At 68.0% G+C, this 25,755-nt stretch carries 23 protein-coding genes; 15 read left to right on the top strand and 8 right to left on the bottom strand.

Annotated features, from left to right (window positions below):
• Positions 1 to 52: 52 nt before the first annotated feature.
• Both E0E39_RS12240 and E0E39_RS12235 read left to right on the top strand, forming a co-directional pair.
• Entirely contained in the window at positions 53 to 376 is a 324-nt protein-coding gene (locus E0E39_RS12240) for a histone-like nucleoid-structuring protein Lsr2 (RefSeq protein ID WP_130874992.1), read from the top strand.
• A gap of 717 nt (positions 377 to 1,093) precedes the next feature.
• Positions 1,094 to 3,589 carry an ATP-dependent Clp protease ATP-binding subunit gene (locus E0E39_RS12235; RefSeq protein ID WP_130874991.1) on the top strand — a complete coding sequence of 832 codons (2,496 nt, stop codon included), beginning with the start codon at positions 1,094 to 1,096 and terminating at the stop codon, positions 3,587 to 3,589.
• Positions 3,590 to 3,732: 143 nt separating this feature from the next.
• On the opposite strand, the gene disA is transcribed toward E0E39_RS12235, so the two are convergent.
• Positions 3,733 to 4,794 (bottom strand): DNA integrity scanning diadenylate cyclase DisA, encoded by a 1,062-nt coding sequence (gene disA, locus E0E39_RS12230; RefSeq protein ID WP_130874990.1) that lies wholly within the window; start codon positions 4,792 to 4,794, stop codon positions 3,733 to 3,735.
• A gap of 92 nt (positions 4,795 to 4,886) precedes the next feature.
• Between disA and E0E39_RS12225 the strand changes: the two genes are divergently transcribed.
• Together E0E39_RS12225 and E0E39_RS12220 are read left to right on the top strand one after the other, a co-directional pair.
• The gene (locus tag E0E39_RS12225) at positions 4,887 to 5,339 is read left to right on the top strand and encodes a hypothetical protein (protein ID WP_130874989.1); all 453 of its coding nucleotides are present in this window, start codon (positions 4,887 to 4,889) and stop codon (positions 5,337 to 5,339) included.
• Positions 5,336 to 5,623, top strand: coding sequence for a transcriptional regulator (locus E0E39_RS12220; RefSeq protein ID WP_130874988.1), 288 nt, complete (start codon positions 5,336 to 5,338; stop codon positions 5,621 to 5,623). Before E0E39_RS12225 ends, E0E39_RS12220 begins: the two co-directional genes overlap by 4 nt.
• A 213-nt stretch (positions 5,624 to 5,836) precedes the next feature.
• Here the strand turns inward: E0E39_RS12220 and radA are convergent, their stop codons facing one another.
• A complete protein-coding gene (gene radA / locus E0E39_RS12215) occupies positions 5,837 to 7,240 on the bottom strand; it encodes a DNA repair protein RadA (protein ID WP_130874987.1) in 1,404 nt (467 codons plus the stop codon).
• A 119-nt stretch (positions 7,241 to 7,359) separates the two neighbouring features.
• Positions 7,360 to 7,998 carry a VOC family protein gene (locus E0E39_RS12210; RefSeq protein WP_130874986.1) on the bottom strand — a complete coding sequence of 213 codons (639 nt, stop codon included), beginning with the start codon at positions 7,996 to 7,998 and terminating at the stop codon, positions 7,360 to 7,362.
• Positions 7,999 to 8,183: 185 nt separating this feature from the next.
• Here E0E39_RS12210 and E0E39_RS12205 point away from each other — a divergent pair, with 185 nt between their 5' ends.
• The 9 genes from E0E39_RS12205 to E0E39_RS12165 all read left to right on the top strand — a co-directional run bounded on the left by E0E39_RS12205 (position 8,184) and on the right by E0E39_RS12165 (position 16,903).
• On the top strand, positions 8,184 to 8,993 hold the full coding sequence (locus E0E39_RS12205) for a sugar phosphate isomerase/epimerase family protein (RefSeq protein WP_130874985.1): 810 nt from the start codon (positions 8,184 to 8,186) through the stop codon (positions 8,991 to 8,993).
• 1 nt (position 8,994) lies between these two features.
• Positions 8,995 to 9,903: a proline dehydrogenase family protein gene (locus E0E39_RS12200; protein WP_130874984.1), complete on the top strand. Its 909-nt coding sequence runs from the start codon at positions 8,995 to 8,997 to the stop codon at positions 9,901 to 9,903.
• Positions 9,904 to 9,991: 88 nt separating this feature from the next.
• Positions 9,992 to 10,762, top strand: a complete 771-nt coding sequence (locus tag E0E39_RS12195) for a CPBP family intramembrane glutamic endopeptidase (RefSeq protein ID WP_130875721.1) — start codon at positions 9,992 to 9,994, stop codon at positions 10,760 to 10,762.
• 56 nt (positions 10,763 to 10,818) lie between these two features.
• The gene (locus E0E39_RS12190; protein ID WP_130875720.1) at positions 10,819 to 11,847 is read left to right on the top strand and encodes an aspartate-semialdehyde dehydrogenase; all 1,029 of its coding nucleotides are present in this window, start codon (positions 10,819 to 10,821) and stop codon (positions 11,845 to 11,847) included.
• Positions 11,844 to 12,626 (top strand): pyrroline-5-carboxylate reductase, encoded by a 783-nt coding sequence (gene proC, locus E0E39_RS12185; RefSeq protein WP_130874983.1) that lies wholly within the window; start codon positions 11,844 to 11,846, stop codon positions 12,624 to 12,626. The genes E0E39_RS12190 and proC overlap by 4 nt, the downstream gene beginning before the upstream one ends.
• A gap of 291 nt (positions 12,627 to 12,917) precedes the next feature.
• The gene (locus E0E39_RS12180) at positions 12,918 to 13,019 is read left to right on the top strand and encodes a 30S ribosomal protein bS22 (RefSeq protein WP_042842924.1); all 102 of its coding nucleotides are present in this window, start codon (positions 12,918 to 12,920) and stop codon (positions 13,017 to 13,019) included.
• A 53-nt stretch (positions 13,020 to 13,072) separates the two neighbouring features.
• Positions 13,073 to 14,653 (top strand): bifunctional uroporphyrinogen-III C-methyltransferase/uroporphyrinogen-III synthase, encoded by a 1,581-nt coding sequence (locus E0E39_RS12175; protein ID WP_130874982.1) that lies wholly within the window; start codon positions 13,073 to 13,075, stop codon positions 14,651 to 14,653.
• Complete coding sequence (locus E0E39_RS12170) at positions 14,653 to 15,309, top strand: histidine phosphatase family protein (RefSeq protein ID WP_130875719.1); 657 nt, start codon at positions 14,653 to 14,655, stop codon at positions 15,307 to 15,309. Before E0E39_RS12175 ends, E0E39_RS12170 begins: the two co-directional genes overlap by 1 nt.
• Positions 15,310 to 15,454: 145 nt before the next feature.
• On the top strand, positions 15,455 to 16,903 hold the full coding sequence (locus E0E39_RS12165) for a GerMN domain-containing protein (protein WP_130874981.1): 1,449 nt from the start codon (positions 15,455 to 15,457) through the stop codon (positions 16,901 to 16,903).
• 24 nt (positions 16,904 to 16,927) lie between these two features.
• Here the strand turns inward: E0E39_RS12165 and E0E39_RS12160 are convergent, their stop codons facing one another.
• The gene (locus E0E39_RS12160; RefSeq protein WP_130874980.1) at positions 16,928 to 17,686 is read right to left on the bottom strand and encodes an SDR family NAD(P)-dependent oxidoreductase; all 759 of its coding nucleotides are present in this window, start codon (positions 17,684 to 17,686) and stop codon (positions 16,928 to 16,930) included.
• A gap of 363 nt (positions 17,687 to 18,049) precedes the next feature.
• Between E0E39_RS12160 and E0E39_RS12155 the strand changes: the two genes are divergently transcribed.
• Both E0E39_RS12155 and E0E39_RS12150 read left to right on the top strand, forming a co-directional pair.
• A complete protein-coding gene (locus E0E39_RS12155; RefSeq protein ID WP_130874979.1) occupies positions 18,050 to 19,459 on the top strand; it encodes a mycothione reductase in 1,410 nt (469 codons plus the stop codon).
• A 229-nt stretch (positions 19,460 to 19,688) separates the two neighbouring features.
• Positions 19,689 to 21,335: an NAD-dependent malic enzyme gene (locus E0E39_RS12150; RefSeq protein ID WP_130874978.1), complete on the top strand. Its 1,647-nt coding sequence runs from the start codon at positions 19,689 to 19,691 to the stop codon at positions 21,333 to 21,335.
• 93 nt (positions 21,336 to 21,428) lie between these two features.
• Here the strand turns inward: E0E39_RS12150 and pstB are convergent, their stop codons facing one another.
• The 4 genes from pstB to pstS are packed head-to-tail and all read right to left on the bottom strand — an operon-like array spanning position 21,429 to position 25,498.
• The gene (gene pstB, locus E0E39_RS12145; RefSeq protein ID WP_130874977.1) at positions 21,429 to 22,205 is read right to left on the bottom strand and encodes a phosphate ABC transporter ATP-binding protein PstB; all 777 of its coding nucleotides are present in this window, start codon (positions 22,203 to 22,205) and stop codon (positions 21,429 to 21,431) included.
• Positions 22,206 to 22,236: 31 nt separating this feature from the next.
• Positions 22,237 to 23,400, bottom strand: a complete 1,164-nt coding sequence (pstA, locus tag E0E39_RS16685; protein ID WP_342770200.1) for a phosphate ABC transporter permease PstA — start codon at positions 23,398 to 23,400, stop codon at positions 22,237 to 22,239.
• Entirely contained in the window at positions 23,400 to 24,398 is a 999-nt protein-coding gene (gene pstC, locus E0E39_RS12135; protein ID WP_130874976.1) for a phosphate ABC transporter permease subunit PstC, read from the bottom strand. Before pstC ends, pstA begins: the two co-directional genes overlap by 1 nt.
• Positions 24,395 to 25,498 carry a phosphate ABC transporter substrate-binding protein PstS gene (gene pstS, locus E0E39_RS12130; RefSeq protein ID WP_165444775.1) on the bottom strand — a complete coding sequence of 368 codons (1,104 nt, stop codon included), beginning with the start codon at positions 25,496 to 25,498 and terminating at the stop codon, positions 24,395 to 24,397. The genes pstC and pstS overlap by 4 nt, the downstream gene beginning before the upstream one ends.
• Positions 25,499 to 25,755 lie beyond the last annotated feature (257 nt).

Below are 25,755 nucleotides of genomic sequence, written 5' to 3'. Positions count from 1 at the left end.
CGTCCCAAGCAAGCAAAGAGCTTGTGCAAGTTTTAGATGAACAGGAGTTCCCATGGCTCGTGAGGTCCAGATCTTCCTCAAGGATGATATCGACGGTTCTGTCGCGGACCGCAATGTCACTTTCGCCCTCGATGGTGTCGAGTACGAAATCGACCTGAGCGAGGCCAACATCACGAAGCTGGTTCAAGCTCTCGAACCTTGGACCGGTTCCGCTCGTCGCGTTCGCAAGAGCTCCAAGCGCAACAACCAGCGTCGTTCCAATGACGGACCGTCCACTAACGATGTTCGCAACTGGGCGCGCGCTCAGGGCCACGAGGTCAGCGATCGCGGTCGCATTCCCACCGCCATCATGGCGGCCTATGAGGCTGCCCACTGAAACCTGAACGGTCGGCTCTGCTTGGGGGGAATGGGCCGAGAAGACACAAGTCACTTCAACTGAAGCGAACCCTGCAAGGGGGCGGGAGCACGAGTTCCCGCCCCCTTGGGTGTTGTTCTGGGTCTTCCCGGCGCCCGGTGTGAGGAAGTTCGGGTCGCGTTGGCGTGATTGTCTCCGGAGTAGCGGAATTACCGAAATGTGCAGTGGTTCATGAGAACGATTTGGAGTTTCGAGCGGGTCAGGTGTATAAGCGGGTTGCCCGTTTTTCTCGGGTGCGGAGGGAAACCGGCGCCACTCTCGACGGATCTCCTGATCCACTTCGAGGGAATAACCTTCTCGGTGGGCCGGAAGGCCGTGCCGTCCAAGAATCGGCGAACGCGTTCGGGTTCCTCGCCCCGCTCCCGAATCGGGAGATGTCGCTTCGCGCGAGAGACCGAGCCGGTGACTCGCCCCTGCGCACGTCCCCGACGCCGGGCCATCGCGACGGCGAGTCGGATCGCGCACGCCGTGAGCAGCGATCCCGAGACTCTCCATCACATCGTGTGGGGCTTGCCGCGCCTGTCCGGTGCCTCCGACACGGGTCCCGGCTCCGTGCTTTGCGGGGAGGCGGTTCCGGGCTCTGTGGGCCATGATCCAGCAGGATCCTTGTGTAACCCTCTAAGCTGGTATGAGCGGAGTCGACGCAACTTCGTCGCACACCGCAGGAGGAGATAGAGAATGTTCGAACGCTTCACTGATCGCGCCCGCCGTGTCATCGTGCTGGCGCAGGATGAGGCCAAGCTGTTAAACCACAACTACATCGGTACGGAACACCTGCTTCTCGGTCTGATTCACGAGGGCGAGGGAGTGGCCGCCAAGGCGCTGGAACAAATGGGAATCTCCCTGCAGGCCGCACGCGAGCAGGTGGTCGAGATCATGGGTCAGGGGCAGCAGGTGCCGTCCGGGCACATCCCCTTCTCGCCGCGCGCCAAGCGCGTGCTGGAGCTCTCGCTGCGCGAGGCCCTGCAGATGAACCACAACTACATCGGCACCGAGCACATCCTGCTCGGGCTGGTGCGTGAGGGCGAGGGAGTGGCCGCCCAGGTGCTCCTGAAGCTCGGCGCCGACCTCGGCCGGGTGCGTTCCACCGTCATCCAGCTGCTGGCCGGCTACCAGGGCAAGGAGGCGTCCATGGCCGGCGCCCCCGAGGCCGGGCCGGAGAAGTCCAGCTCGCAGGTGCTCGACCAGTTCGGGCGCAATCTCACCCAGGCCGCGCGCGAGAACCGGCTCGACCCGGTGATCGGTCGCGTCAGCGAGATCGAGCGCGTCATGACGGTGCTCAGCCGCCGTACCAAGAACAACCCGGTGCTGATCGGCGAACCGGGAGTCGGCAAGACCGCCGTCGTCGAGGGCCTCAGCCAGGCCATCGTCCGCGGCGACGTGCCCGAGACCCTGCGCGACAAGCAGATCTACACCCTCGACCTGGGCGCCCTGGTGGCCGGTTCCCGCTACCGCGGCGACTTCGAGGAACGCCTGAAGAAGGTGCTCAAGGAGATCAAGACCCGCGGCGACATCATGCTGTTCATCGACGAGATCCACACCCTCGTCGGTGCCGGCGCCGCGGAGGGGGCCATCGACGCCGCCAGCATCCTCAAACCCATGCTGGCCCGCGGTGAGCTCCAGACCATCGGCGCCACCACCCTCGACGAGTACCGCAAGCACATCGAGAAGGACGCCGCCCTGGAGCGCCGGTTCCAGCCGATCCAGGTGGCCGAGCCCTCCGTCGCGCTGACCATCGACATCCTGAAGGGCCTGCGGGACCGCTACGAGGCGCACCACCGCATCACCATCACCGACGAGGCCCTCACGGCCGCGGCGACGATGGCGGACCGCTACATCCAGGATCGGTTCCTGCCGGACAAGGCCATCGACCTGATCGACGAGGCCGGTGCGCGGCTGCGCATCCAGCGGATGACCGCACCGCCCGATCTGCGCGAGTTCGACGAGCAGATCGCGAAGCTGAAGATGGAGAAGGACGCCGCCATCGACGCGCAGGACTTCGAGACCGCGGCCCGGCTGCGCGACGACGTCACCCGCATCCAGGCGCAGCGCGCGGAGAAGGAGGAGGCCTGGAAACAGGGAGACTCCGACATCCCCGCCGTGGTGGGCGAGGAGGAGATCGCGGTCGTGCTGTCCAGCAGTACCGGAATCCCGGTGTTCAAGCTGACGGAGGAGGAGTCGGCGCGCCTGCTGCGCATGGAACAGGAGCTCGGGAAGCGCTACATCGGGCAGGAGGACGCCGTCAAGGCCCTCGCGCGCTCGATCCGCCGCACCCGTGCCGGCTTGAAGGACCCGAAGCGTCCCTCCGGTTCCTTCATCTTCGCCGGCCCCTCGGGCGTCGGGAAGACGGAGCTCACCAAGGCGCTCACGGAGTTCCTGTTCGGCGACGAGGACGCCCTGATCACCCTCGACATGAGCGAGTACTCCGAGAAGCACACCGCGTCCAGGATGTTCGGTTCCCCGCCCGGCTACGTCGGCTACGAGGAGGGCGGCCAGCTCACCGAGAAGGTGCGCCGCAAGCCGTTCTCGGTGGTGCTGTTCGACGAGATCGAGAAGGCCCACCCGGACATCTTCAACTCGCTGTTGCAGATCCTCGACGAGGGGCGCCTCACCGATGCCCAGGGTCGCGTGGTGGACTTCAAGAACACCGTGATCGTGATGACCACGAACCTCGGTTCCCGCGACATCAGCAAGGGGGTCAACCTCGGCTTCTCGCGGGCCGGTGACGAGGCCTCCAGCTACGAGAAGATGAAGGCGAAGGTCTCCGACGAGCTGAAGCAGCACTTCCGCCCCGAGTTCCTGAACCGCGTCGACGAGATCGTCGTGTTCCACCAGCTCACGCAGTCCGACATCGAGCGGATCGTGGACCTGATGGTGGCGCAGATCGAAACCCGTCTGGCGGACCGGGACATGGGCATCGAGCTGACCCCGGCCGCGAAGACCCTCGTCGCCAAGCGCGGCTTCGACCCGGTGCTCGGGGCGCGTCCCCTGCGCCGCGCCCTGCAGCGCGACATCGAGGACGTGCTCGCCGAGAAGATCCTCTTCGGGGAACTGGCGTCCGGGCAGATCGTCCAGGTGGGCGTCGCCGAGGAGGGCGCGGAGCTGCCGTTCAAGTTCACGGGAATCTCCAAGACCCCGCCGGAAATTCCCGCGGAGGCCGGTCCCGTCGAATGAGTGACTGAACGACGAGGGCCCCGACCACATGGTCGGGGCCCTCGTGTCGCACCAAGAGGGTCGTGTCGATGGTGGTTGAGCAGGGTTGCGAGGAACGAGCGGCCCGTGTCGAAACCCCATGGTGAGGGTGTCGACAGAATCTTTCAGACGGGGGGCTGGGGGCGGGCGTATGCGGCCTCGGTGATGCGCAGCAGGGCGTCGCGGATCAGGCGGGCCCGCGCCGCCCCGATCCCGTCGAGCTGCTGGAGCTCCGAGACGGAGACGCTGAACAGCTCCTGCAGCGAGAACCGGTCGATGAGTTTGGTCGTCATGCCCTCCGACAGTCGTCCCACCGAGATCAGCAGTCGCGCGCCGCGGGTGTGGATCGGGGTCTCCAGGTAGGGGGATTCGCCGAAGCCGATGCGTTCCGCGACGAGCTGAGGGCTCAGCAGCTCCTCCGCGGAGAAGTTGTGCAGCGGCTCCAGGGTGAAGAGCGACGGGTCGGCGAGGTTGTGTGCGTAGTCGGTTCTCAGCTGCTCATCGAGGCCGGTGAACTCGCCGACCAGTTCCGCGTGCTGCAGCGCTATGAGACGACCCTCGACGCCGAGGGTGTCTATGTGGAACTGGGCCTCCGCGGACAGGCGCCGGGTCATCTCGAAGCGCTGGGCGACGAGCACCAGGTCGCGGGTGGTGACCTGTTCGCCGACCTCGAGGGCGTTGAACTGGTGGAGGATACCGTTCAGCCGGTCGACGAAGCGGGCGAGGGTCGCCAGGGTCTGGTTGGCGCGGCTGATCATCTGCCCGGAGGTCTCCACCACGTGCCGGTCGCCGTCCATGAACAACGAGATCGTGGACATCGACGCCGACACCGTCACCACGGGCACCCCGGAGGCCTGCGCGGTGCGGTCGGCGGAGCGGTGCCGGGTGCCGGTCTCGGCGGTCGGCAGATCGCCCGCGGGGACGAGGTGCACGCCCGCGGCGATGATGCGGCTGAGGTCGTTGGACAGGATGATGGCGCCGTCGAGCTTCGCCAGTTCCCGCAGGGCCTGGGGGGTGAACTCGACGTCGAGCCGGAAACCGCCGGTGGAGACCTGCTGGACCTTCGGGTTGTTCCCCAGTACGACCAGGGCGCCGGTGCGGCCGTGCAGGATGCGGTCCAGGCCGGCGCGCAGTGGGGTGCCGGGCGCGAGGCGCCGCTGGTACTGGCGTAGCCGATCCCGCTTCATTTTCCTCCCGAGCCGTCGATACCGGAGCAAGTTTACAAACCCGGTGAAACCCGGTCTTCCGGAGGCGTGGCCGGGCGACTATTGTTGAATACATGGAAACCAACTCGCCGGATCGCGAGTCGGCGGCCCGTCTCCTCGAACTCGCCGACGACGCCCGCGCGGCGACCGTGCGGGCAGCAGCTGCGCCGTGGTGGTCATTCGCGGTGCTGGGCGGGGCTTTAGGAGTCTGCTGGGGTCTCCTTCTCGCCCGCGCCTGGGTGCTCATAGGTATTGGGCTCGTGGTGGTGGTGCCCGTGAGCATGTGGCTCAACCGGCAGGTACGCTCCCGTGGGCACTATCTCTTGTCGCCCTGGTTCCATCTCCAATTTCTGGTGCCGTCCTCGCTCCTCTACCTGCTGAGCGGTGTGGCGATTGGCCGGCTCTGGGTCTCGATCGCTTACGGCGCGGCCATGTCCGTGGTGTGCCTCGTCACGTTCCTGCTCGACGAACGCTGGCGCAACCGGCGGTTCGCCGAGGGACGGTTCGAGGAGCACGATATCTGGTGACCACCTTCGACGAGACCATCCATTCCCCGAACCGGCTGCGGATCTGCGCGGCGCTCTCCGCCGCCCGGCAGGTGGAGTTCGCCGCCCTGCTGGAGGGGCTCGGGGTGTCGAAATCGCTGCTGAGCAAACAGCTCAAGGTGCTGATCGACGCCGGCTACGTCACGCTGGAACGCAAACCCCAGCGCATCGGCCGGCCGCGCACCTGGGTGGGGCTGACCGCAGCGGGTCGCAAAGCCTACCGGAATCACGTCGCCGCCCTGCGGAAGATCATCGAGGAGAACTGAACCCGGTATTCCCCCTCAAAGCGGGTTGGGCCGGGCCGCGGCGAAGGATCGGCCCGTGTCGAAACCATCTTGCGGGTGTCTGGGGTCGGGTTTGCCTCTCGGTTGCGGGGTGGTTTCGACTCAGCCGTTCGCTGGCGCTCACGTGCTGGCTCAACCAGCTTCGGGGGAGGGATGCTCGCGACTCGGCTCAACCGGCTTCACAGGGGCTTCGGTTCAGGTTGCTTCTTCGCCGTGTGGGGGAGTGCCGGCGGGACGGCGCAGGTCCAGGATGCCCAGGGCGTCGGCGAGGGTGTCCACCTCCACCACCTTCAATCCGGCCAGGCGGGGCACCCTCACCGTGACATCCCGCGACCCGCGGGGCACCAGCGCCAGTTCGAAGCCGAGCCGGGCGGCCTCCGCCAGGCGGCGTTCGGTGCCGGGGACGCGACGCAGGTCACCCGCCAGACCCACCTCCCCCAGCGCCAGGAGACGCTGCGGGTGCTGCCGGTCCAGGGCGGCCGAGGCCACCGCCACCGCCACCGCCAGATCAACCGACGGGTCCGTCACCTTCGCCCCGCCCACGGTGGAGGTGTAGACGTCCGACTGGCTGAGCGGCAACCGGGCCTTGCGTTCGAGGACGGCCAGGACCATGGCGATGCGGGACGAGTCGAGGCCGTGGGTGGCGCGTTTCGGGGAGTTGCCCGGGGTGGGGGCCACCAGGGCCTGCACCTCCGCCAGCAGCGGCCTGCGTCCCTGCAGGGTGACCGTCACGCAGGTGCCCGGCACGGGGGCGGAGCGGGCGATGGTGAACAGGCCCGACGGGTCCGGCACCTCGGCGATGCCGGTCTCGCTCATCTCGAAGCAGCCCACCTCGTCCGCGGGGCCGAAGCGGTTCTTGGTGGCCCGCACCATGCGGAACCCGGAGTGGCGATCCCCCTCGAAGCTGAGCACCACGTCCACGAGGTGTTCCATGGTGCGGGGCCCGGCGATGGAGCCGTCCTTGGTGACGTGGCCGACGATCAGCACCGCCATGTTGCGGTTCTTCGCCACCCGCGCCAGGGCGGCCGTCACCTCCCGCACCTGCGCGGGTCCACCCGGGGTGCCGTCGGCCCCGGTGGCGGAGATGGTCTGCACCGAGTCCACGATCAGCAGCGACGGCGAGACCTCCTCGACGTGCCCCAGCACGGTGGCGAGGTCGTTCTCGCTGGCCAGGAAGAGGTCGTCGTGGACGGCGCCGGTGCGGGAGGCACGCAGCTTCACCTGCGAGGCCGACTCCTCACCGGAGATGTACAGGGTGGTCTCCCCGGTGCCCGCCCACTTGGCGGCCACGTCGATCAGGAGGGTGGACTTGCCCACCCCGGGTTCGCCGGCCAGCAGCACGACCGCGCCCGGCACCAGGCCGTCGCCCAGCACCCGGTCCAGCTCCTCGATCCCGGTGCGTTTGCGGCGGGCATCGTCGGTGGGGACCTGTGAGATGCGCTGCGCCGAGCGCGACGGGGATGCCGCGGCGACCTTCGTCAGCTTCGGGCCGCCCCGTTCCACGACGCTGCCCCACGCCTGGCACTCGCCGCAGCGCCCCACCCAGCGGGCGGTGGTCCAGCCGCACTCGGTGCACTGGAAGGAATCCTGTTTCGCCATGCCGGGGAGTCTACGGACGATCACCGACAAAGCCGGTCCCCTACGTGACACCACCCAGGCGGGGCGAACAACAGGGGAAGGAGCGCGGATCCCACCGAAGCCGGCTCAACCGGTCTCGGTCAGATGACCACGGTGCCCTTCGTCGGTGACTCGAAGGTCACCTGGGTGATTCCCGGATGTCCGTTGGGGGCGATCAGGTCCAGATGAACCCCGTCGAGTGAGTCGCTCACGGGGATCCCGAGCCACTCGGACAGACGGTCCGCGGAACCGGAGATCTGGATCTCGGTCAACCGCAGCGTGGACCCCAGCGCGGTTGGGCGCAATCGCGCATTCGAAACCCATTGCAGGAAGAACGGAAGCTGGGGGTCGGCCATCAAACCCTTGATCCCGAGTTGGCGCCACTCGAGGATGCGGCCGTCGGGAAACTGGCGGGAACCGGGCACCGCAGCACGTTCCAGGCGTTCCTCGAAAGGCGCGATGTCATCGACGCTGACGGCCCAACCCAGCCAGCCGCCGCCCATCTCGGAACGGGCCCGCACCGCCTGCCCGAACGGAGCCTTCTCGGCCGCGGGGTGGTCGAGGACCTCCACAACCTCCAGGTAGCGGGAATGCGTGAGGGGAATGATGCAATTCCGGGTTCCGAACCGGGGGTGGAAACCACCTTCCTTGAAATCAACGCCCAGCTGTTCGGCCAAGCAGGCGACATCGGCCTTGATGCCCTGCGGTCCGCTGGCAAAGATGATGTGATCGACGCGCATGTTCTCATTCTGCCTTTTACGATGTGCCATGTCCCAATCGGATGGTGCGACACGTCGTGACGATCCCGTGCCCTGGCCTCGGCGCCGTCCGGTGGGTGCGACGTCATGGGCGAAAGCGCGGTGAGATTTCCCGAGATTTGCTCTGCGCATACCGTGTGGTCTGTGGACGGCGCTAGGGTGGGGCCGTGCCCGACCCATCGATATTGCTTTCAACCACATCGGTCTATCCCGATTCCACGTCCAGCGCATTTGATTTCGCGGCCGAGGCGGGATTCGACGGGGTGGAGCTGATGGTCGGGGTCGACCAGATCAGCTTGGACATGGAGGCCATCGCGGGGATCAGTGACCGCTACGAGGTGCCGGTGAGGTCCCTGCACGCACCGACCCTGCTGATCACCCAACGGGCCTGGAGCAGTGACCCGTGGGAGAAACTGCGGCGCTCGGCAGAGGCGGCAGAGCGAATCGGCGCCGACATCGTCGTGGTGCATCCCCCTTTCCGGTGGCAGCGTGACTATGGCGAAGGGTTCGTCCGGGGCATCCGGGAGTTGAACCGCACATCGGGGGTGACCTTCGCGGTCGAGAACATGTACCCGTGGCGCACCCCAGCGGGTTCGTTCACCGCCTATCTGCCGGACTGGGACCCGACGAACCTCGATTACGACCACCTCACCCTCGACCTCAGTCACGCCTCGACAGCCCGGCTGCGATCCCTCGACCTGGTGGAGCGGTGGGGCGACCGGCTGGCCCACGTCCACCTGACCGATGGGAAGGGCTCGTTCAAGGACGACCACCTGCTTCCCGGAGAGGGCGACCAGGAGGCCTGGGCGGTGGTGCGTGAGCTGGGGCGGCGTGGTTTCGAGGGGCACATCGTGCTGGAGGTCTCCACCCGCCGGGCCAGAACGGGGGGAGAGCGGGCCGAGCTGCTGCGCTCGATGCTGGAGAAAACCCGGGAGAACCTGAAGTCGGGGGTGGGGGAAGCGGCTAGGAAGGGCTGAGATGCGACGCTCGGGAGACTGGATTCGGTGGCTCGTTCTCGGATCGTGGGTGGCGCGTCGCGCCGCCCGGGACCCCGGGGTCTGGGACCTGGCCAGCAACTACGTGGCCGGACGAGAGGTCGGCGCCGCCGTCGAGACCGGGGTGAAGTTGCGCAGACAGGGGCTGAAGCTCGGATTTTCCTACCTGTCGGGTCACGAACCCGGGGAGGACACCCACGCGGTGATCAGCGAGCTCCTGGAACGCCTGCAGGACATCTCGGAAGGATCCGAGGTCGCGGTGAAACCGTCGGCCCTGGGGATGAAGGGATCGCGCAGACAGGCACGGAAAGCCTTGGCGGAACTGTGTGAGACGGTCGAGAGCCGCGGCGCGCACGCGACCCTGGAGATGCAGTGGCCCGCCGACTATGACGACGTGATGGAGCTGTACCGAACGGTCCGCGAGGATCATCCAATGCTCGGGATCACCCTGCCCGCGAACCTCCTACGGGTGGAGACGGAGTGCAGACGGCTCGGGGCCGAAGGGGCCAGAGTACGGTTGTGCGTCGGCTCCTACCCCGCGGGGCATGCACTCGCCCACATCACCGAGCAGGACAAGGCCCTAGCCCTGGTGCGCTGCCTGCGAATCCTCATGGAGTCCCGGGCCTACCCGATGCCCGCCACCCACGATCCCCGGATCATCGAGCTGGCCCAGGAACTGGCGAGACGCAACGGGCGCGGACCCGAGACCTTCGAGTACCAGATGTTCCACGGGGTGCGGCCCCTGGAGCAGCGGCGGCTGGCAGACATCGGGCTGCGGTGCCGCACCTACATCCCGTTCGGTCCCGGCTGGTACGGCTACCTCGCCACCCGCATGGCCGCCCGCCCGCGCATCCTGTTCAGCTACGCCCGCGCTCTCCTCGACAAACGCTGAGGCCCGGGTTTCCCCTGAAGCCGAGCCGACCTGCTGCGTCGCCGCGGCCGGGGATGACTTTCGGAACGGGGCCTAGACTGATCCGGTGATGAATCCGGACCCGGAGGCGCGGCGACGGCTGCGCGTCGAGATGCTGGTGGTGCTGGGAATCTCGCTGGGGCAGTCGGCCGTCTACGCGTTGCTGTCGCTGATCAACAAGCTCACCCAGGAGGTGGCGCTCAACCGGCAGACCACCTCCATCAACACGTCGAAAACCCCCGACCGGCCGTGGCTGGACCTGGCCTACCAGGTGGCGAACCTGGTGTTCCCGCTGGTGCCGGTCGCCCTGGTGCTGTACCTGCTGTGGGTGTACCAACGACCCCACGGCGGTCCATTCCGTGCCATGGGTTTCGACCTGCGGCGACCCGGTTTCGATCTCGGCATTGGGTCGGCGGTGTTCGTCGGCATCGGGGCCGGCGGTCTGGTGCTGTACTACGCCTCCCGCGAGCTGGGATACAACACCTCCGTCTCGCCCGCGAACCTGACCGCCGCCTGGTGGACCGTGCCGGTGCTGCTGCTGTTCGCCGTCAAGAACGCCGTCCTGGAGGAGGTGGTGATGGTGGGCTACCTGTTCACCCGCTGGCGCCAGTCCGGCGGTGGGGTCGCCGCCGTGCTCGTCGGCAGCGCCCTGATACGCGGCGCCTACCACCTCTACCAGGGCTTCGGGGGGTTCGTCGGAAACGTCGTCATGGGTCTGCTGTTCGGCTGGCTCTACCTCAGGACCAGGCGGGTGATGCCGCTGGTGGTGGTGCACTCCCTCCTCGACATCGTCGCCTTCGTCGGCTACGCCCTCCTCAAACCCCACATTCCCTGGCTGTGAGGGAACCCGTCCGGCGGTGGGTATTCCGCGCGACCGGTACTGGTTGTTCTTCTAGGATTGGGCCCATGCGAGTTGGAGTTTTTGGAGCCACCGGTCAGGTCGGCGGCGTGATGCGCAAGTTGCTGGCGGAGCGGAACTACCCCGTCGACGGGATCCGCTACTTCGCCTCCGAGCGTTCCGCGGGCAAGGTCCTGCCCTGGACGGATCGCGAGGTCGTGGTGGAGGACATCGCCGAGGCCGACTTCCGCGGCATCGACGTGGCCCTGTTCTCCGCGGGCGGCGGTACCTCGAAGCGGTGGGCCCCGGAGGTCGCCCGGGCCGGAGCCACCGTCATCGACAACTCCTCGGCTTGGCGGATGGATCCGCGCGTGCCGTTGATCGTCTCCCAGGTCAACCCGGAGGACGTCGACAAGGCGGAGCTGGGCATCATCGCCAACCCCAACTGCACCACCATGGCCGCCATGCCCGTGCTGAAACCCCTCCACGACGCGGCGGGCCTCGAAGCCCTGCAGATCGCCACCTTCCAGGCCGTCTCGGGATCCGGGATCTCCGGGGTGCGCACCCTGGCGGAACAGATCCGGCGGATCGACGACCCGCAAGTGCTGGTCCACGACGGCTCCCTCCTCGTGCCCGACGACCTCGGCCCCTACGTCAAACCCATCGCCTTCAACGCCCTTCCCCAGGCGGGTTCCTTCGTCGACGACGGTGAGGGCGAGACCGACGAGGAGAAGAAACTGCGCAACGAGTCGCGCAAGATCCTCCACATCCCCGGGCTGCTGGTGGCGGGCACCTGCGTGCGTGTGCCCGTCTTCACGGGGCACTCCCTCAGCATCCACGCCCGGTTCTCCCGCCCCATCACCCCCGACGAGGCCCGTTCCGTGCTGACCGGCGCCCCCGGCGTCGAGTTGTCGGAGGTCCCCACCCCCCTGGAGGCCGCGGGCAAGGACCCCAGCTACGTGGGTCGCATCCGGCAGGACCAGAGCGTCGAGGACGGGACCGGTCTGGTGCTGTTCGTCAGCAACGACAACCTCCGCAAGGGGGCCGCGCTCAACGCCATCCAGGTCGCGGAGCTGCTGGTCCGATGATCGCCGTCATCGGGGCAGGGGCCATGGGGGAGGCGCTCATGGCGGGCTGGATCGCCGCGGGCACCTCACCCGACGAGATCGTCGCCGTCGACCAGGACACCGACCGCCTGGCGGGGCTGCGGGAACGCCGCGGGGTGCGTTCCGTCGAGGTGTCCGGGGTGAGCGTGGCCGAGGTGGTCGTGGTGGCCGTCAAACCCCACTGCGTCGCCCAGGTGCTGGCCGACATCGCACCTCATCTGGGGCCGAGCGCCGTGGTCGTCTCCGTGGCCGCCGGCGTGACCCTGGCGCGGCTGGCCGAGGCGTTGCCCGAGGGGCAGCCGGTGATCCGGGTCATGCCCAACACACCCGCGCTGGTCGGCAGGGGGGTCGCGGGTCTCGCGGCCGGACCCACCGTCGCCCCGGAGCAGACCGCCAGGGTGGCCGGAATGATGGGGGCCGTCGGGATCTGCGTGGAACTGCCGGAGAACCAGTTCGATGCGCTCACGGCGATCTCCGGCTCCGGCCCGGCCTACCTGTTCCTGATCGCGGAGGCGATGATCGAGGCCGGGGTCCACCAGGGCCTCGGGCGGGACATCGCGACGACACTGGTCAACGGCACCTTCGCCGGGGCCGCGGCCATGCTGGAGGAGGTGGACGCCTCGGCCACCGAGCTGCGGGAACGGGTCACGTCCCCGGCCGGCACCACGGCAGCCGCGCTGCGGGTTCTCGACGAACGCGCCGTGCGGGCCGCCTTCCTCGCCGCCGTCGAGGCCTGCGCCCGCCGCAGCTCGGAACTCTGAGCGAGCAAGGACCAGCCCCGGCTGGTGGCCCGCGGCACCGGCACGGGAAACATCAAGGTCAGGAACCCGAACCGTTTCGACGACTGGAAGAAACGCGGCCATGACTGCAGGGTCGCCCGCGAGATCGCCGCGGGGTGAGGCCCGTGACCCTCGGCCGTGCCCGCGTCTCACCGGGCGTGTGAGCAACGGTTGGCGCCCCGGTGGCGTCGCACGTTACGATAAGGAACCTGCCGGGATCGTCCCGGCATTTCCCTGTACCCCGCTTCCGGAGCGGTTACTGAAAGGCGAACAGTGGGCTCTGTCATCAAGAAGCGCCGCAAGCGCATGGCCAAGAAGAAGCACCGCAAGTTGCTGAAGCGTACGCGCATTCAGCGTCGCCGCGCCGGCAAGTGAGCTGATCCCCGCCCGCCCGAGGCGGTGCGGGCCAACCCTGCAGGAGTCTGTGCGTGATCCACACCGAGGAGACGGAGCCGATCGGGACGCCCATGGGCGCGGTCACATTTGTCGGTTTCGGCCCCGGGGACCCCGGGCTCATCACCTATGCGGGCAGCCGCGAGGTGGCAGGTGCCGATCTTCTCGTGGTCGACTCCCCGGCCATGGTGGAGGAACTCGCCTCGGTCGGCATCGAGCCGCTGGGCGAGGTCGTCCTGGTCGAGGCCGACGAGGTGGCCCAGCTGGTGGCGGCCGTCACCGACGGCCGTTCCGTCGTGAGGCTCGTCGAGGGGGATTTCTTCACCGAGGCCGGGCACGTGGACGTTCTGCGGCGGCTCCTGGACGGCAAACGCATCCGCACCCACCTGATTCCCGGGATCACGACCTGGAACGCGGCCCTGACCTACGGTGCCGTCGCCCCCACCTCGGTGATGGGTTTCTGCGACACCTCCGTCGGACTACCCGGCAAGGACGGATGGCCCAGACGCGGCACCGTGGTGATCCGCGCCACCGACGAGACGATCGCCCAGGTGGTCGCCGAGGCCCGTGAGGTCTACGGGGAGGCCGCCGAGGTGCTAGAACTGACAGGGCTCGGCGGCACATCCCAGAAGACCCGCCTCACCACATGGGGTGAGCTCGGATCCGACCCCTGCGGTGGGTCGCGCTTCCTGCTGTTCGGGCCCGGCATCGGTGATGTCGCGCGTGCCCGCGTCGACTGGTTCGAGTCCAAACCGCTGTTCGACTGGAGCGTTCTCGTGCCGCGCACGAAGGACGAGGTCACGGAGCTGACCGACCACCTGACCCGTTTCGGGGCCTCCACCGAGGTGGTGGCGACGATGTCCATCGAACCGCCCCGCACGGAACAGGCCATGGAGAAGGCGGTTCGCGGCATCGTCGACGGGCGTTTCCTGTGGGTGGTCTTCACCTCCCAGCACGCGGTGCGGGCCATCGTCGAACGACTCGCGGAGTACGGCCTGGATTCGCGTGCCCTCTCCGGCATCCACCTGGCGGCGGTCGGCCGCGGCACGGTGGAGGCGCTCGGTCGTGTCGGCCTCACCCCCGACCTGACACCCTCGGACGGGGACACCGCCCACGACCTGGCGTTGGAGTTCCCCGCCTACGACGACCTGATCGACCCCATGGCCCGGGTGCTCGTACCGACCGCCGACGTGTCCGTGGCAGACCTGGTGCAGGGATTGACGAACCTCGGCTGGGAGGTCGAGGAGGTCACCGCCTACCGCACGGTGCGGGCCGCCCCGCCACCCGCCGAGATCAGGGATCGCATCAAGACCGGGTTGTTCGACGCGGTGGTGTTCACGTCGTCGTCGGCGGTGCGCAACATGATCGGTATCGCAGGCAAACCCCACGTGACGTCCATCATTGCCGCCATTGGAAAGGCCACCGCGGCGACCTGCGAGATGCACGGCCTCAGGGTGGACGTCATCGCGGACTCCCCGAGCTTCGAGTCGGTTGCCGTCGGCCTGGCGAGGTTCGCGGACGAACGTCGCGCCACCCGCTTGGCGCAGGGACTGCCGGACACGAAACCCTCCCAGCGGCGGCGTCGACGTCGCAAGGACCCGAACCGGGGGTCGTGATGCAGCAGCCGACGGTGGTTCACCTGATGCGGCACGGGCAGGTACACAACCCCGAAGGGGTGCTGTACGGGAGGCTGCCCGGTTTCGGGCTCTCGGAACTCGGCCACGAGATGGCCGCCCGGCTCGCCGACCACTGGGACGGTGTGCCGTTGACGCACCTGCGCTGTTCACCGCTGCAACGGGCCCGGGAAACCCTCGCGCCCACCGCCGAGCTGTTCCCGCAGCTCGACGTGGTCATCGACGAACGCGTCACCGAGGCGGCCAACGCCTTCGAGGGCAAGGTTTTCGGCGCCGACAACAAGGCCCTGCGCGACGTGCGCATGATCCGGTACGTGTTGAATCCGCTGCGCCCCAGCTGGGGTGAGCCCTACCGGGAGATCGCGGCGCGGATGCGGGCCGCACTGGTTGATGCCTCCGCCGCGGCCGGGCCGGGCGGGCAGGCACTGGTGGTCAGCCATCAGCTTCCCATCGAGATGGTCCGCCGCGACGCCGAGGGCAGGCCGTTGGTCCACGATCCGCGTCGCCGCCGCTGCACCCTGGCCTCCGTGACCTCCTTCACCTTCTGTGACGGTTTCGTCACCGCCGTCGACTACGCGGAGCCCGCGAAGGACCTGCTGCCTCCCAAACGGGGGCGGCGATTCCGGGTCGGGACCTGACCATGCGGCGCATGCCGAGGCCCCTTGTCAGCTCTGGGGGATGGGAGTGCACAATGGTGGCTTGTTTTCCCAACTCCCGGAAGGAGCCGACGTGAGGGAATCCTGCACCACGTGCCCCATCGGGCACGGGCGGAAGTGACGTCCCTTGTCCGACACCTCCACGTGGCTGATCGACCTGTTCGAGGAACAGGGACCGACGATGCACCGGCTGGCCGTGATGCTCGGTGCCGAATCCGAGTCGGGTCACATCCTGCGCACCTCGCTGCTGGGGCTGGCGAAACGTTCCAACAGGATCGTCGACCCGTCGGCCCGGGTGGAATACCTGGCGGAACAGGTGGTGCACCAGGCGCGTTCCGTGCGCGGACAGAGCGGAACGCTGGAGCTGCTGAAGATCGCCGATCCGCGGCAGGAGGAGATCCGCCGCGCCGTTCTCGCCCTGCCCATCCGGCTGGCAGAGATCCTGCTGGTCTCCCACTATCTCTCCGTTTTCGGACCGGAGCTGGCCGGGATCATGCGGATGACGGTGCGGGGCTGCAACCAGCGACTCGAGGAAGCTCTCGACGCGCTGCGCCGGGCCGTCGGCGAACCGGAACCGGTCAGCCTGCCCGGGGTGATCGAGTCGCTGTCGCAGGAACTGACGGCCGCGCTGCGCTCCGCCGCGCGACTGGTCCAGTCCCCGGGGACCGAGACCCTGGAGGCGGAACTGCGATCCCTCAAAGGAGCACGGGCGCCCGGGGTTCCGCTGCTGCTTGCCGTGCTGGTGGTGCTGCTGGTCCTGTTGCTGGTGATCTCCGCGACGTGGTTGTTCGGGCGCACCCACCAGTCGACAACCGTGCCGACCCTCGTCGAGTCGCAGCAATCCGTTTCACCGCAGGTGCGAGTGCTGCCTGCGCAGGTGCAGGCGGTCCCGGTGTACTACGTCGGCCGGCAGGACGGGAAGCTGCACCGGGAATTCCGCAACCTGGCGGCGTCCGGGGACATGGTCTCGACGGTCGTGAACGCCATCCTGGCGGTGGCCCCCCTCGACCCCGACTACAGGTCCGCCTGGAATCCCGGGGGGGTCATCGGCGTCAGCCGTGACGGGGCGGTGGTGACCATCAACCTGCCCGCGGACGCCTTCCCCGAGGGCACTGACGACGGGATCGCGCAGCAGGCCATCGGCCAGGTCGTCCATGCGGTCCACGAGGTCCTCGACGTCCCGGACCTGAAGGTTCGATTCACGGCGAACGGAGAGGCCCCACCGGCCGCGTTCGCGGGCGAGCACCAGATGCAGGGGCTGGCGTCGCTGGCGAAGTTGTGGATCGACACCCCCGGAAACGGCGTGCGACTGGCCGCGGGGGCCGTGACCTTCTCCGGCGTGGTGCAACCGGATGCGGGGCAGCCCCGGGTGCTCATCACCGACTCCAACGACACCCTGCTGGCCTCGCAGGACGCCCAGACCGAGGTGGTGACGGGCGCCGACGGCTGGCGCGCGTGGTCGGTGTCGCTGACCCTGGCGGCCGGAAGCTACCTGGTGCGGGTGGAAACCACATGGACCGACGAGGCGGGAAACCAGCAGGTCTCGCAGGAGACCCGCAGCATCACCGTCGAGTGATTGCGCGGTCCGGTAGTTGCCTCTTCAGTGGGAGGCGACCCAGCCGGCCACCCTGGATGTCCAGCGGGCGGGCATCAGACGGGTGGCCTCGGCCAGGATCGTGTTGCCCACCCCGTCGACGACGTAGGGGCGGTGACGTCGCAGCGCCCGGAAAGCGCTGTCCACCACCTGATCGACGCTGCGGCGCTGCTGCATCACCTGGTCGTTGCCGGCGTTGGAGAAGAAACCGGTCTCGGTGGGGCCGGGACACACGGCCAACACCCGCACGCCGCTGTCGTGCAGCTCCGCCCACAACCCGATCGACAGACGCAGCACGTAGGCCTTCGTCGCAGCGTAGGTGGAGAAACCCGGGATCGGCTGGAAAGCGCCGGTGCTGGCGATGTTGATGACCGCCCCGCGGCCCCGCTGCTTCATGCCCGGCAGGGCGACGCGGGTCAGTTCGGTCAGGGCCACCACGTTCAGCTCCACCTCGGCGGCGATGCGCTCCGGTGGCAGGTCGGTGAAGTCGCCGATCGACCCGAAACCCGCGTTGTTGACCAGGGTGTGGACCTCGCGGGAGGCCAGGTCGGCGGCCAGCACGGCCCGGGCACCGCGATTGGTGAGGTCGCAGGGCCAGGTCTCCACCTGGACGCGATGCGCGGAGCGCAACTCGGATGCGAGCGTCTCCAGCTTGTCGGTGCTGCGGGCCACCAGGATCAGGTTCGCCCCCTGCCTCGCGAGTTCCCGCGCAAAACCGGCCCCGAGCCCACCCGAGGCCCCCGTCACAACTGCCCAACCTGTCATGGGGGAAGTTTAGGCGTTCAAATACTGGATGCCCCAGTTGCGCAACGCCATTGCCAATCAGGGGGCCGAGAATACCTGAGCCGGTCCGCGATTCCTTATCCCAAGGCCGGTTGAGCCGGTCGTGTCGATGGTGGTTGGAGCCGGCCTGCGAGCGTCAGCGAGTGGGTCGTGTGCCCCAAGCTGGTTGAGCCGACCTGCTCGCTCTGCGAGCTGGGCGTGTCGAAACCTCGTGCGTGTTCGGGGACTGGGGTCGGGTCTGCTGTTCGGCTGCGGGTGGTTTCGACTCGGGCTGCTCGTTCCTCGCAGCCCGGCTCAACCGGTTTCGGGGAAGGCGGGTTCGGTGGCGCATGACAAGATGGAGCCATGCAGCATTTCGACATTGCCGTGATCGGATCCGGTTCGGGCAACTCCATCATCGACGAGCGCTTCTCCCACCTGGACGTCGCCCTGATCGAGGACGACCCGGTCTTCGGTGGCACCTGCCTGAACCGGGGCTGCATCCCCACCAAGATGTTCGTGGTGGCCTCCGAGAACGCCCGCACGCCCGGGCATGCCGCCCGGCTCGGGGTGGACCTGGAGTTCAAGGGCGCCGACTGGCCCGCCATCCGGGACCGCGTCTTCGGTCGCATCGACCCGATCTCGCGGGCCGGACGCGAGTGGCGTCGCAAGGGGGGTGGGGTGACCCTGTTCGAGGGCCACGCCAGCTTCGTCGACGAGCACACCCTCCTGGTCGGTGACGTGCAGATCAGCGCCGATCAGATCGTCATCGCCACCGGGTCGAGGCCCCGGCCGCTGCCGGTGGAGATCCCGGAGGAGCTGCGGTCCAGGTTCCACACCTCCGACGACGTGATGCGCATGGACGAGCTGCCCCGGCGGCTCGTCGTGCTCGGGGGCGGGTTCGTGGCCTGCGAGTTCGCGCAGATCTTCGCGGGGCTCGGGTCGCAGGTGACCCAGATCAACCGATCCGAGGTGCTGCTGCGCGGCGAGGACCGGGAGATCTCCGAGGAGTTCAAGCAGGAACACGCCAAACTGGTCAACCTGATCCTCAACCAGAGCATCTCCGAGGTCGCCACCGGGCCCGACGGCGAGGTGCTGGTCATCACCACCGACCGCAACGGCGTCGAGTACGAGTACCTGGCCGACGCGGTGCTGGTGGCCACGGGCCGCATCCGCAACTCCGACTTCCTCAACCTGGCCGCCGCCGGGGTCAAGGTGGGGGCGGGCGGGCAGATTCGCGTCGACAAGCACCAGCGCACCAGCCAGCCCCACATCTGGGCGCTCGGCGACGTGTCCTCGGACCGGCTGCTCAAACACGTTGCGAACGCGGAGGCCCGCACCGTCGCCGCGAACCTCCTCATCGACGGAGGCGAACTGGCGGCCACCGACCACCGCTACATCCCCCACGCCGTGTTCACCGATCCGCAGATCGCCGCCGTCGGCGCCACCGAGGAGCAGCTGCACGAATGGGGCACCCCCTACGTGGCGTTCACGCAGCGCTACGCGGATGTCGCGTTCGGCTGGGCGCTGGAGGACGAGGGACACTTCGTGAAGCTGCTGGCCGACCCGCGCACCTGGCATCTCCTCGGCGCCCACATCATCGGCCCCCAGGCCGCCACCCTGATCCAGCCGATGATCCAGGCCATGAGCTTCGGTCAGACGGTGCAGGAACTGGCCCGCGGCCAGTACTGGATCCATCCCGCGCTGACCGAGGTGCTGGAGAACGCCCTCCTCGGCCTGCTCAAAGCACCCCGGCCGAAGGAACTCGACGCCTGAAACCGTGCTCCCTGACCGATCTGGTTCGCTGGCCTTGAGCCCAGTTTGCTGGCCCCAATGCTGTTTTGCTGGACCTGTTGTCGTTTGCTGGCCTCACAGCGCAGGCAAACGTGAAAAAGCCCAGCAAAACGAGATCAAGGCCAGCAAAACGACGGGGAGCCCCGGAGCAGGACCCCGTCCGGTCACAGGATCCTTCTATAGGGTCGGGAGACACGCCTAGGAGGAACCCATGTCCGACAAACCCGCCATCATGACCAACCCGCTCACCAACCGCGGCACGGCCTTCACCCTGGAGCAGCGACGAGAGCTGGGACTGATCGGCAGGCTGCCGTCGGCGGTGGAAACCCTCGGTGAGCAGGCCGACCGCGCCTACAGCCAGTTGCGTTCCCACCCCACCGACCTGGCCCGCTACATCTTCCTCGGCCAGCTGCACAACCGCAACGAGGTGCTCTACTACCGGCTGCTGGTCGACCACCTCCAGGAGCTGCTGCCCGTCGTCTACGACCCGACGGTGGGGGAGGCCATCAAGAAATGGTCACGCGACTACCGCCGCTCCCGGGCCATCTACCTCAGCATCGACCGGCCCGAGGACATCCGGGTCTCCTTCGAGTCGCTGGGGCTGGGGGCGACGGACGTGGACCTGGTGGTCTGCTCCGATGCCGAGGAGATCCTGGGCATCGGCGACTGGGGTGTCAACGGCACCGACATCTCCGTCGGGAAACTCGCCGTCTACACCGCCGCCGCGGGCATCTACCCGGCACGCGCCATCGCCGTCAACCTCGACTGCGGCACCGACAACCAACAACTCCTCGACGACCCCGCCTATCTCGGTAACCGGCACCCACGGATCCGGGGGGAGCGCTACGACGCCTTCATCGCCGAATACCTGAGGGCGGCCTCAGAACTGTTCCCGCAGGCGTTGCTGCACTTCGAGGACTTCGGGCCGTCGAACGCCCGCCGCATCCTGGAGCGGTACCGCGGCACCTACCGGATCTTCAACGACGACATGCAAGGCACGGGCGCCATCGTCACCGCGGCCGTGATCTCGGGCATGAAGGTGACGGGAACGGGTTTCGCTGACCAGCGGCTCGTGGTCTACGGCGCGGGGACCGCGGGCACCGGCATGGCCGACCAGATCCACGCGGGAATGGTCCGCGACGGGCTGAGCGATGCCGAGGCGAGGTCGCGGATCTGGCTGATCGACCGCAACGGCCTGGTCACCGACGACATGCCGGACCTGCCCGACTACCAGCAGGCCTACGCCCGTCCCGCCGCGGAGGTCGCGGACTGGGAGCGCGGGACCCGCGGAATCGGGCTGCTGGAGGTGGTGCGGCGGACCAGGCCCACCATCCTGATCGGCACCTCCACCGACCACGGCGCCTTCACCCGGGACGTCATAGAAACCCTGTGCGCGGGGGTGGAGCGCCCCATCGTGCTGCCGCTGTCGAACCCGACCGAACGCATCGAGGTCATGCCCGCCGACGTGATCGCCTGGTCCGGCGGCAGGGCCCTGGTGGCGGCCGGCATCCCGGTGGAGGACGTGGAACACGGCGGCGTCACCTACACCATCGGGCAGGGCAACAACGCGCTGCTGTACCCGGGGCTCGGCCTCGGGGTGGTCGTCTCGGGGGCGGGGGAGGTCACCGACGGTATGCTGCTGGCCGCCGCCGAGGCCGTCGCCTCCCAGGTGGATCCGCTGCCGCGGGGCGCTGCGCTGCTGCCGCCGGTGCGCGACCTGCGGATGTCGTCGGCGATCGTCGCGGAGGCGGTCGCGCGACGCGCCGGGACCGACGGGGTCGCATCCCGGACCCACGACGACCTCGCCGGGGCCGTCAAGGACGCCATGTGGGAACCGGTCTACGGTCCTGTGGAGTGAACTTTCCCGGTTGTGCAGCACTCAACCGGAAAAGAAGGCCGAACCGGCCGGAAAATCGAGTTGAGTGCTGCGCAACCGGGATCTGCGCCGGTATCACCCGAAGCGACCGGTGATGTAGTCCTCCGTGGCCTTCTTCTCCGGGTTGTGGAAGATGCGTTCCGTCGGTCCTATCTCCACCAGGTGACCCGGTTCGCCCTGGGCCTTCAGGTTGAAGAAGGCCGTCTCGTCGGAGACCCGCGCCGCCTGCTGCATGTTGTGGGTGACGATGACGACGGTGTAGTGCTCCTTGAGTTCGTGGATGAGGTCCTCCACGGCGAGGGTGGAGATCGGGTCGAGGGCCGAGCAGGGTTCGTCCATCAGCAGCACGTCGGGCTGTACCGCGATGGCCCGGGCGATGCACAGCCGCTGCTGCTGGCCACCGGAGAGCCCCACCCCGGCCTTGCCGAGGCGGTCCTTGACCTCCTTCCACAGGTTCGCTCCCCGCAGCGCCTTCTCGACGGCCTCGTCCAGCACCGTACGGTTCTTCTCCCCGTTGAGCCGCAACCCGGAGGCGACGTTCTCGTAGATCGACATCGACGGGAACGGGTTGGGTCGCTGGAACACCATCCCGACCACCCGTCGCACCGCCACCGGGTCGACACCGGGGCCGTACAGGTCGGTGCCGTCCAGCAGCACCTCACCGGTGCAGCGGGCGCCGGGAATGACCTCGTGCATCCGGTTGAGGGTGCGCAACACCGTCGACTTGCCGCACCCCGACGGTCCGATGAAGGCCGTCACGCTGCGCGGTTCCACCACCAGGTTCACGTCCGAGACGGCGTGGAACTTGCCGTAGTAGATGTTGAGGTCCTTCACCTCGATGCGCTTCGACATGGATCCAGTATCCCTTCGGGTCGTGTGGCGGTCACGTGAGCCTGTTGCGGCGGGCGATGCGCCGGGCGATCAGGTTCAGCACCATCACGATCAGCACCAGGGTCAGGGCGGCCGCCCACACCCGGTCGGCGCCCGGCTGGCCCTCCGGCACGGAGATTCCCGAGTTGATCATGGTGGGCAGCGCCCCCATCGAGTTCCCGAACGGGTCGAGGAACAGGTTCTGGGTGTAGCCGATCAGGATCAGCAGCGGCGCCGTCTCACCCATCACCCGGGCGATGCCCAGCACCACGCCGGTCAGGATGCCGCTGTAGGAGGTCGGCACCACGATCCGCAGGATCGTCTTCCATTTCGGCACCCCCAGCGCGTAGGAGGCCTCCCGCAGCGAATCGGGGACCAGCTTCAGCATCTCCTCGGTGGATCTGAGCACCATCGGGAGCATCAGCAACACCAGTGCCAGCACCGTCGCGAAGGGCGAGGGTCTCTGCTCGAAGGTGGTGATCAGCAGGGCGTAGATGAACAGGGCCGCGACGATCGAGGGCACGCCCGTGAGGACGTCGACCATGAACGACACCACCCGGGCCGCCTTCGTTCCCCGCCCGTACTCGACGAGGAAGATCGCGCCCAGCATCCCGAGCGGCACCGCGATCACCGCGGTCAGCAGACCGAGCATCAGGGTGCCGTAGATGGCCTGGAGGGCCCCGCCCCTGGCGTCGGTGGCCTGCGCCGACCCGAGTGGTGTAGTCCACCACTGCAACGATGGCGTGCGGGCGTCCCCCGAACCGGTGTCGGTGATCATGACGATGTCGTGGGGCCGTGCGGGGTCGGGGGAGACGGGCGCGGTGGTGCGGGTGCGGTAGGTGTTCACCTTCTCACCGACCGCGACGTAACGCCCGCCCGGGACGTAACGCCACTCGACGGTCTCGTCCGGGGGGTCGGTGTTCACGTCGCCCCCGCACGCGTCGGCGGCGAGTCGCACCTTCTCGGAGCGGTCCATGCAGATCACGTGATAGTCGGCGCCGACGCTGTAGAGCAGCGGCGCGCCCTTGACCGCCACCGAGACCAGGATCCACAGCAGCGGGATGGTGGCGGCGGCCACGGAGAGCCACACGAAACCCGTCGCCAGGTTGTTCTTCACGGCCCGCCACCCGGTGGGGCGTTGCAGGTTCAGGGAGCCGGGGGACAACGGGGTGGACATCAGGATTTCGCCTTTCCGCGTTCGGCGACGACGCGCGCCAGGGCGTTGACCGCGAACGTCAGGACGAACAGGACCAGGCCGGCGGAGATGTAGATCCCGGCCTTGTAGGTGGTGTCGAACTCGGCGGCGTTGCGGGCGATGACGGAGGCGAAGGTTTCGCCGCCGCTGAAAACCGACACGTCGAAGGAACTGGCCGACAGGATCAGCATCACCGCGATCGTCTCACCCAGCGCCCGGCCCAGCCCCAGCATGGCTGCCGCGGTGGCGCCGGAACGCCCGTAGGGCAGCACCGCCATGCGGATCGTCTCCCAGCGGGTTGCGCCGAGCGCCAGGGCCGCCTCGATCTGTTCCCGGGGAGTCTGTGCGAACACGTCGCGGGTGACGGCCGTGATGATCGGCAGGATCATCAGCGCCAGCACCAGCGACGCCGTGAACACCGTGCCGGGGGAGGTCACCTGGGTGCTGCCGAGCAACGGGAACCAGCCCAGGTGGGCCTGCACCCAGTGCGCGACGGGTTGCAGGGCCGGGCCGAGCACCTTGATGCCCCACAGCCCGAAGATCACCGACGGTACCGCCGCCAGCAGGTCGATGACGAACCCGATCCACCGGGAGACGCGTCCCCCCACGTACTGGGTCAGCAGCAGCGCGATCCCGATCGCCACCGGTACCGCGACCAGCAGCGCGATCAGCGACGACAGCACCGTGGTCCACAGCAGCGCCGCGATACCGAAGTGCGGGGGCCGGGAGGAGGAGTCGAAGGTGGTGGATGTGAAGAAGTTCGCGGTGTTGCCCAGCAGCGGCTGCCAGGCGTTGCCGAGCAGGAACACGCCGATGACGAGCACCACCACGACGATGACGACGCCGGAGGCCCGCGCGGAGCCGCCGAACAGCAGGTCGCCGAGGTGGATGCTCCTGCGACCCCGGCCGGCCAGGGCATCGGGGGTGGTCGGGAGATCAGGTCTTCCGTTTCCGGGCGGGAAGTGTTCGTCGTTGCTCATCGGATCCCGGAAATGCTCCGGTTCACCTTCTCCCGCAGCTCGACGGGCAGGGGCGCGTAGCCGAGTTCCTCGAGGGAGGTCTGCGCGTCCTCGGAGGCGAACAGTCCAAGGAAGTCGCGCAGCAGTTCCGGGTTGGAACCTCCCGCCGAGCACACGACCTCGTAGGTGGCCATGATCACCGGGTAGGCGTCGCCGCCAGGGGCGTAGTCGATGTCCAGACGGAGGCCGTCGTCGTCGGTCTCCACCTCGGCGTCGGCGACGGCGCGGCTGGCCGTTTTCCCCGACAACTCCACCCCGTCGATGCGGGCGAGTTTCAGATCGCGTTCCAGGGCGGCGCCCCACTCCAGGTAGGTGATGGAGTTGCGGGTGCCGGCGACGGCGTCCGCGACACCCGCGGTCTTCTCCTTGCCCTCGCCCCGGGTGGCGGGCCACTTCTTCGAAGCGTCGTGACCCCAGGTGCCGCCGACGGTTTTGGCCAGGTATTTCGTGAAGTTCTCGGTGGTGCCGGATTCGTCGGCCCGGTGGAACACCGCGATCCCGGCGTCGGGAAGGGAAACCCCGGGATTGGCCGCCGCTATCGCGGGATCGTTCCAGCGGGTGATGTCGCCGGTGAAGATCCGTGCGATCAGTTCGGCGGTCAGGTTCAGGTCCGGAACACCCTCGACGTTGTGGGCGACGGCGATGGGACCGAGAACCATCGGAAGATTCAGGGCGGTGTTTCCCCGGCAGCGTTTCTCCGCCCTGTCGGTCTCGATCACCCCGTCGCGTTCCTTGCGGCTGAGCGGGGAGTCGGAACCGGCCAGGTCGACGGCGCCGCCGAAGAACGCCTTCACCCCGGCGCCGGAACCGGATGTGGTGTAGTCGATGACGGTTCCGGGGCAGGCCGCGGTGTATTCCTGGATCAGTTTTTCCATCGCGGTTCGCTGCGAACTGGCCCCCTCCCCCCGGAGCGTCCCGCCCGGGCAGTCGGGTCGGTGGGAACCTGTTTCCCCCGTGGCGACGGGGTGAACGGCGACGCCTCCGCTCCAGCAGCCGGCCAGCAGCAGGGTGCTGCAACCCAGCGTCGCGGTCAGGCGCAACTTCAGGTCACGAAACCTCACGTTCGACGAAGCTAGACACGCAAGATGACGGCACACCTACACCTGGGTTAACGCCTGGTGAACGCTGGATTGGAGCACCGTCCGATCCGACCAGGCCCGATTCGCTGGCCTTCCGGACAACTGCCTGCGCTGTAGCGCTGGCGTTTGACGCTTGGACAGGCGGACGACGGAAGGACCAGCGCACGGAGATCTGGTCGGCGTCCGGGAGGAACCGGGGCATTGATCTGCCGGCATCGCGTATCGGGGGTGATCGGTAC

It is taken from the genome of [Pseudopropionibacterium] massiliense (assembly GCF_900607225.1).
GTDB lineage: Bacteria > Actinomycetota > Actinomycetes > Propionibacteriales > Propionibacteriaceae > Arachnia > Arachnia massiliensis.
Note: the sequence above shows the minus strand (reverse complement) of the source record. Positions and strands in the feature narration are given on the sequence as shown.

Coding starts and splice junctions, on each gene's coding strand:
- E0E39_RS12240 (WP_130874992.1), top strand. CDS start 53: ATGGCTCGTGAGGTCCAGATCTTCCTCAAGGATGATATCGACGGTTCT.
- E0E39_RS12195 (WP_130875721.1), top strand. CDS start 9,992: ATGAATCCGGACCCGGAGGCGCGGCGACGGCTGCGCGTCGAGATGCTG.
- pstC (WP_130874976.1), bottom strand. CDS start 24,398: ATGAGCAACGACGAACACTTCCCGCCCGGAAACGGAAGACCTGATCTC.
- E0E39_RS12155 (WP_130874979.1), top strand. CDS start 18,050: ATGCAGCATTTCGACATTGCCGTGATCGGATCCGGTTCGGGCAACTCC.
- E0E39_RS12170 (WP_130875719.1), top strand. CDS start 14,653: ATGCAGCAGCCGACGGTGGTTCACCTGATGCGGCACGGGCAGGTACAC.
- disA (WP_130874990.1), bottom strand. CDS start 4,794: ATGAAGCGGGATCGGCTACGCCAGTACCAGCGGCGCCTCGCGCCCGGC.
- E0E39_RS12160 (WP_130874980.1), bottom strand. CDS start 17,686: ATGACAGGTTGGGCAGTTGTGACGGGGGCCTCGGGTGGGCTCGGGGCC.
- E0E39_RS12210 (WP_130874986.1), bottom strand. CDS start 7,998: ATGCGCGTCGATCACATCATCTTTGCCAGCGGACCGCAGGGCATCAAG.
- radA (WP_130874987.1), bottom strand. CDS start 7,240: ATGGCGAAACAGGATTCCTTCCAGTGCACCGAGTGCGGCTGGACCACC.
- E0E39_RS12225 (WP_130874989.1), top strand. CDS start 4,887: ATGGAAACCAACTCGCCGGATCGCGAGTCGGCGGCCCGTCTCCTCGAA.
- E0E39_RS12150 (WP_130874978.1), top strand. CDS start 19,689: ATGTCCGACAAACCCGCCATCATGACCAACCCGCTCACCAACCGCGGC.
- pstA (WP_342770200.1), bottom strand. CDS start 23,400: ATGTCCACCCCGTTGTCCCCCGGCTCCCTGAACCTGCAACGCCCCACC.
- E0E39_RS12235 (WP_130874991.1), top strand. CDS start 1,094: ATGTTCGAACGCTTCACTGATCGCGCCCGCCGTGTCATCGTGCTGGCG.
- E0E39_RS12200 (WP_130874984.1), top strand. CDS start 8,995: ATGCGACGCTCGGGAGACTGGATTCGGTGGCTCGTTCTCGGATCGTGG.
- pstB (WP_130874977.1), bottom strand. CDS start 22,205: ATGTCGAAGCGCATCGAGGTGAAGGACCTCAACATCTACTACGGCAAG.
- proC (WP_130874983.1), top strand. CDS start 11,844: ATGATCGCCGTCATCGGGGCAGGGGCCATGGGGGAGGCGCTCATGGCG.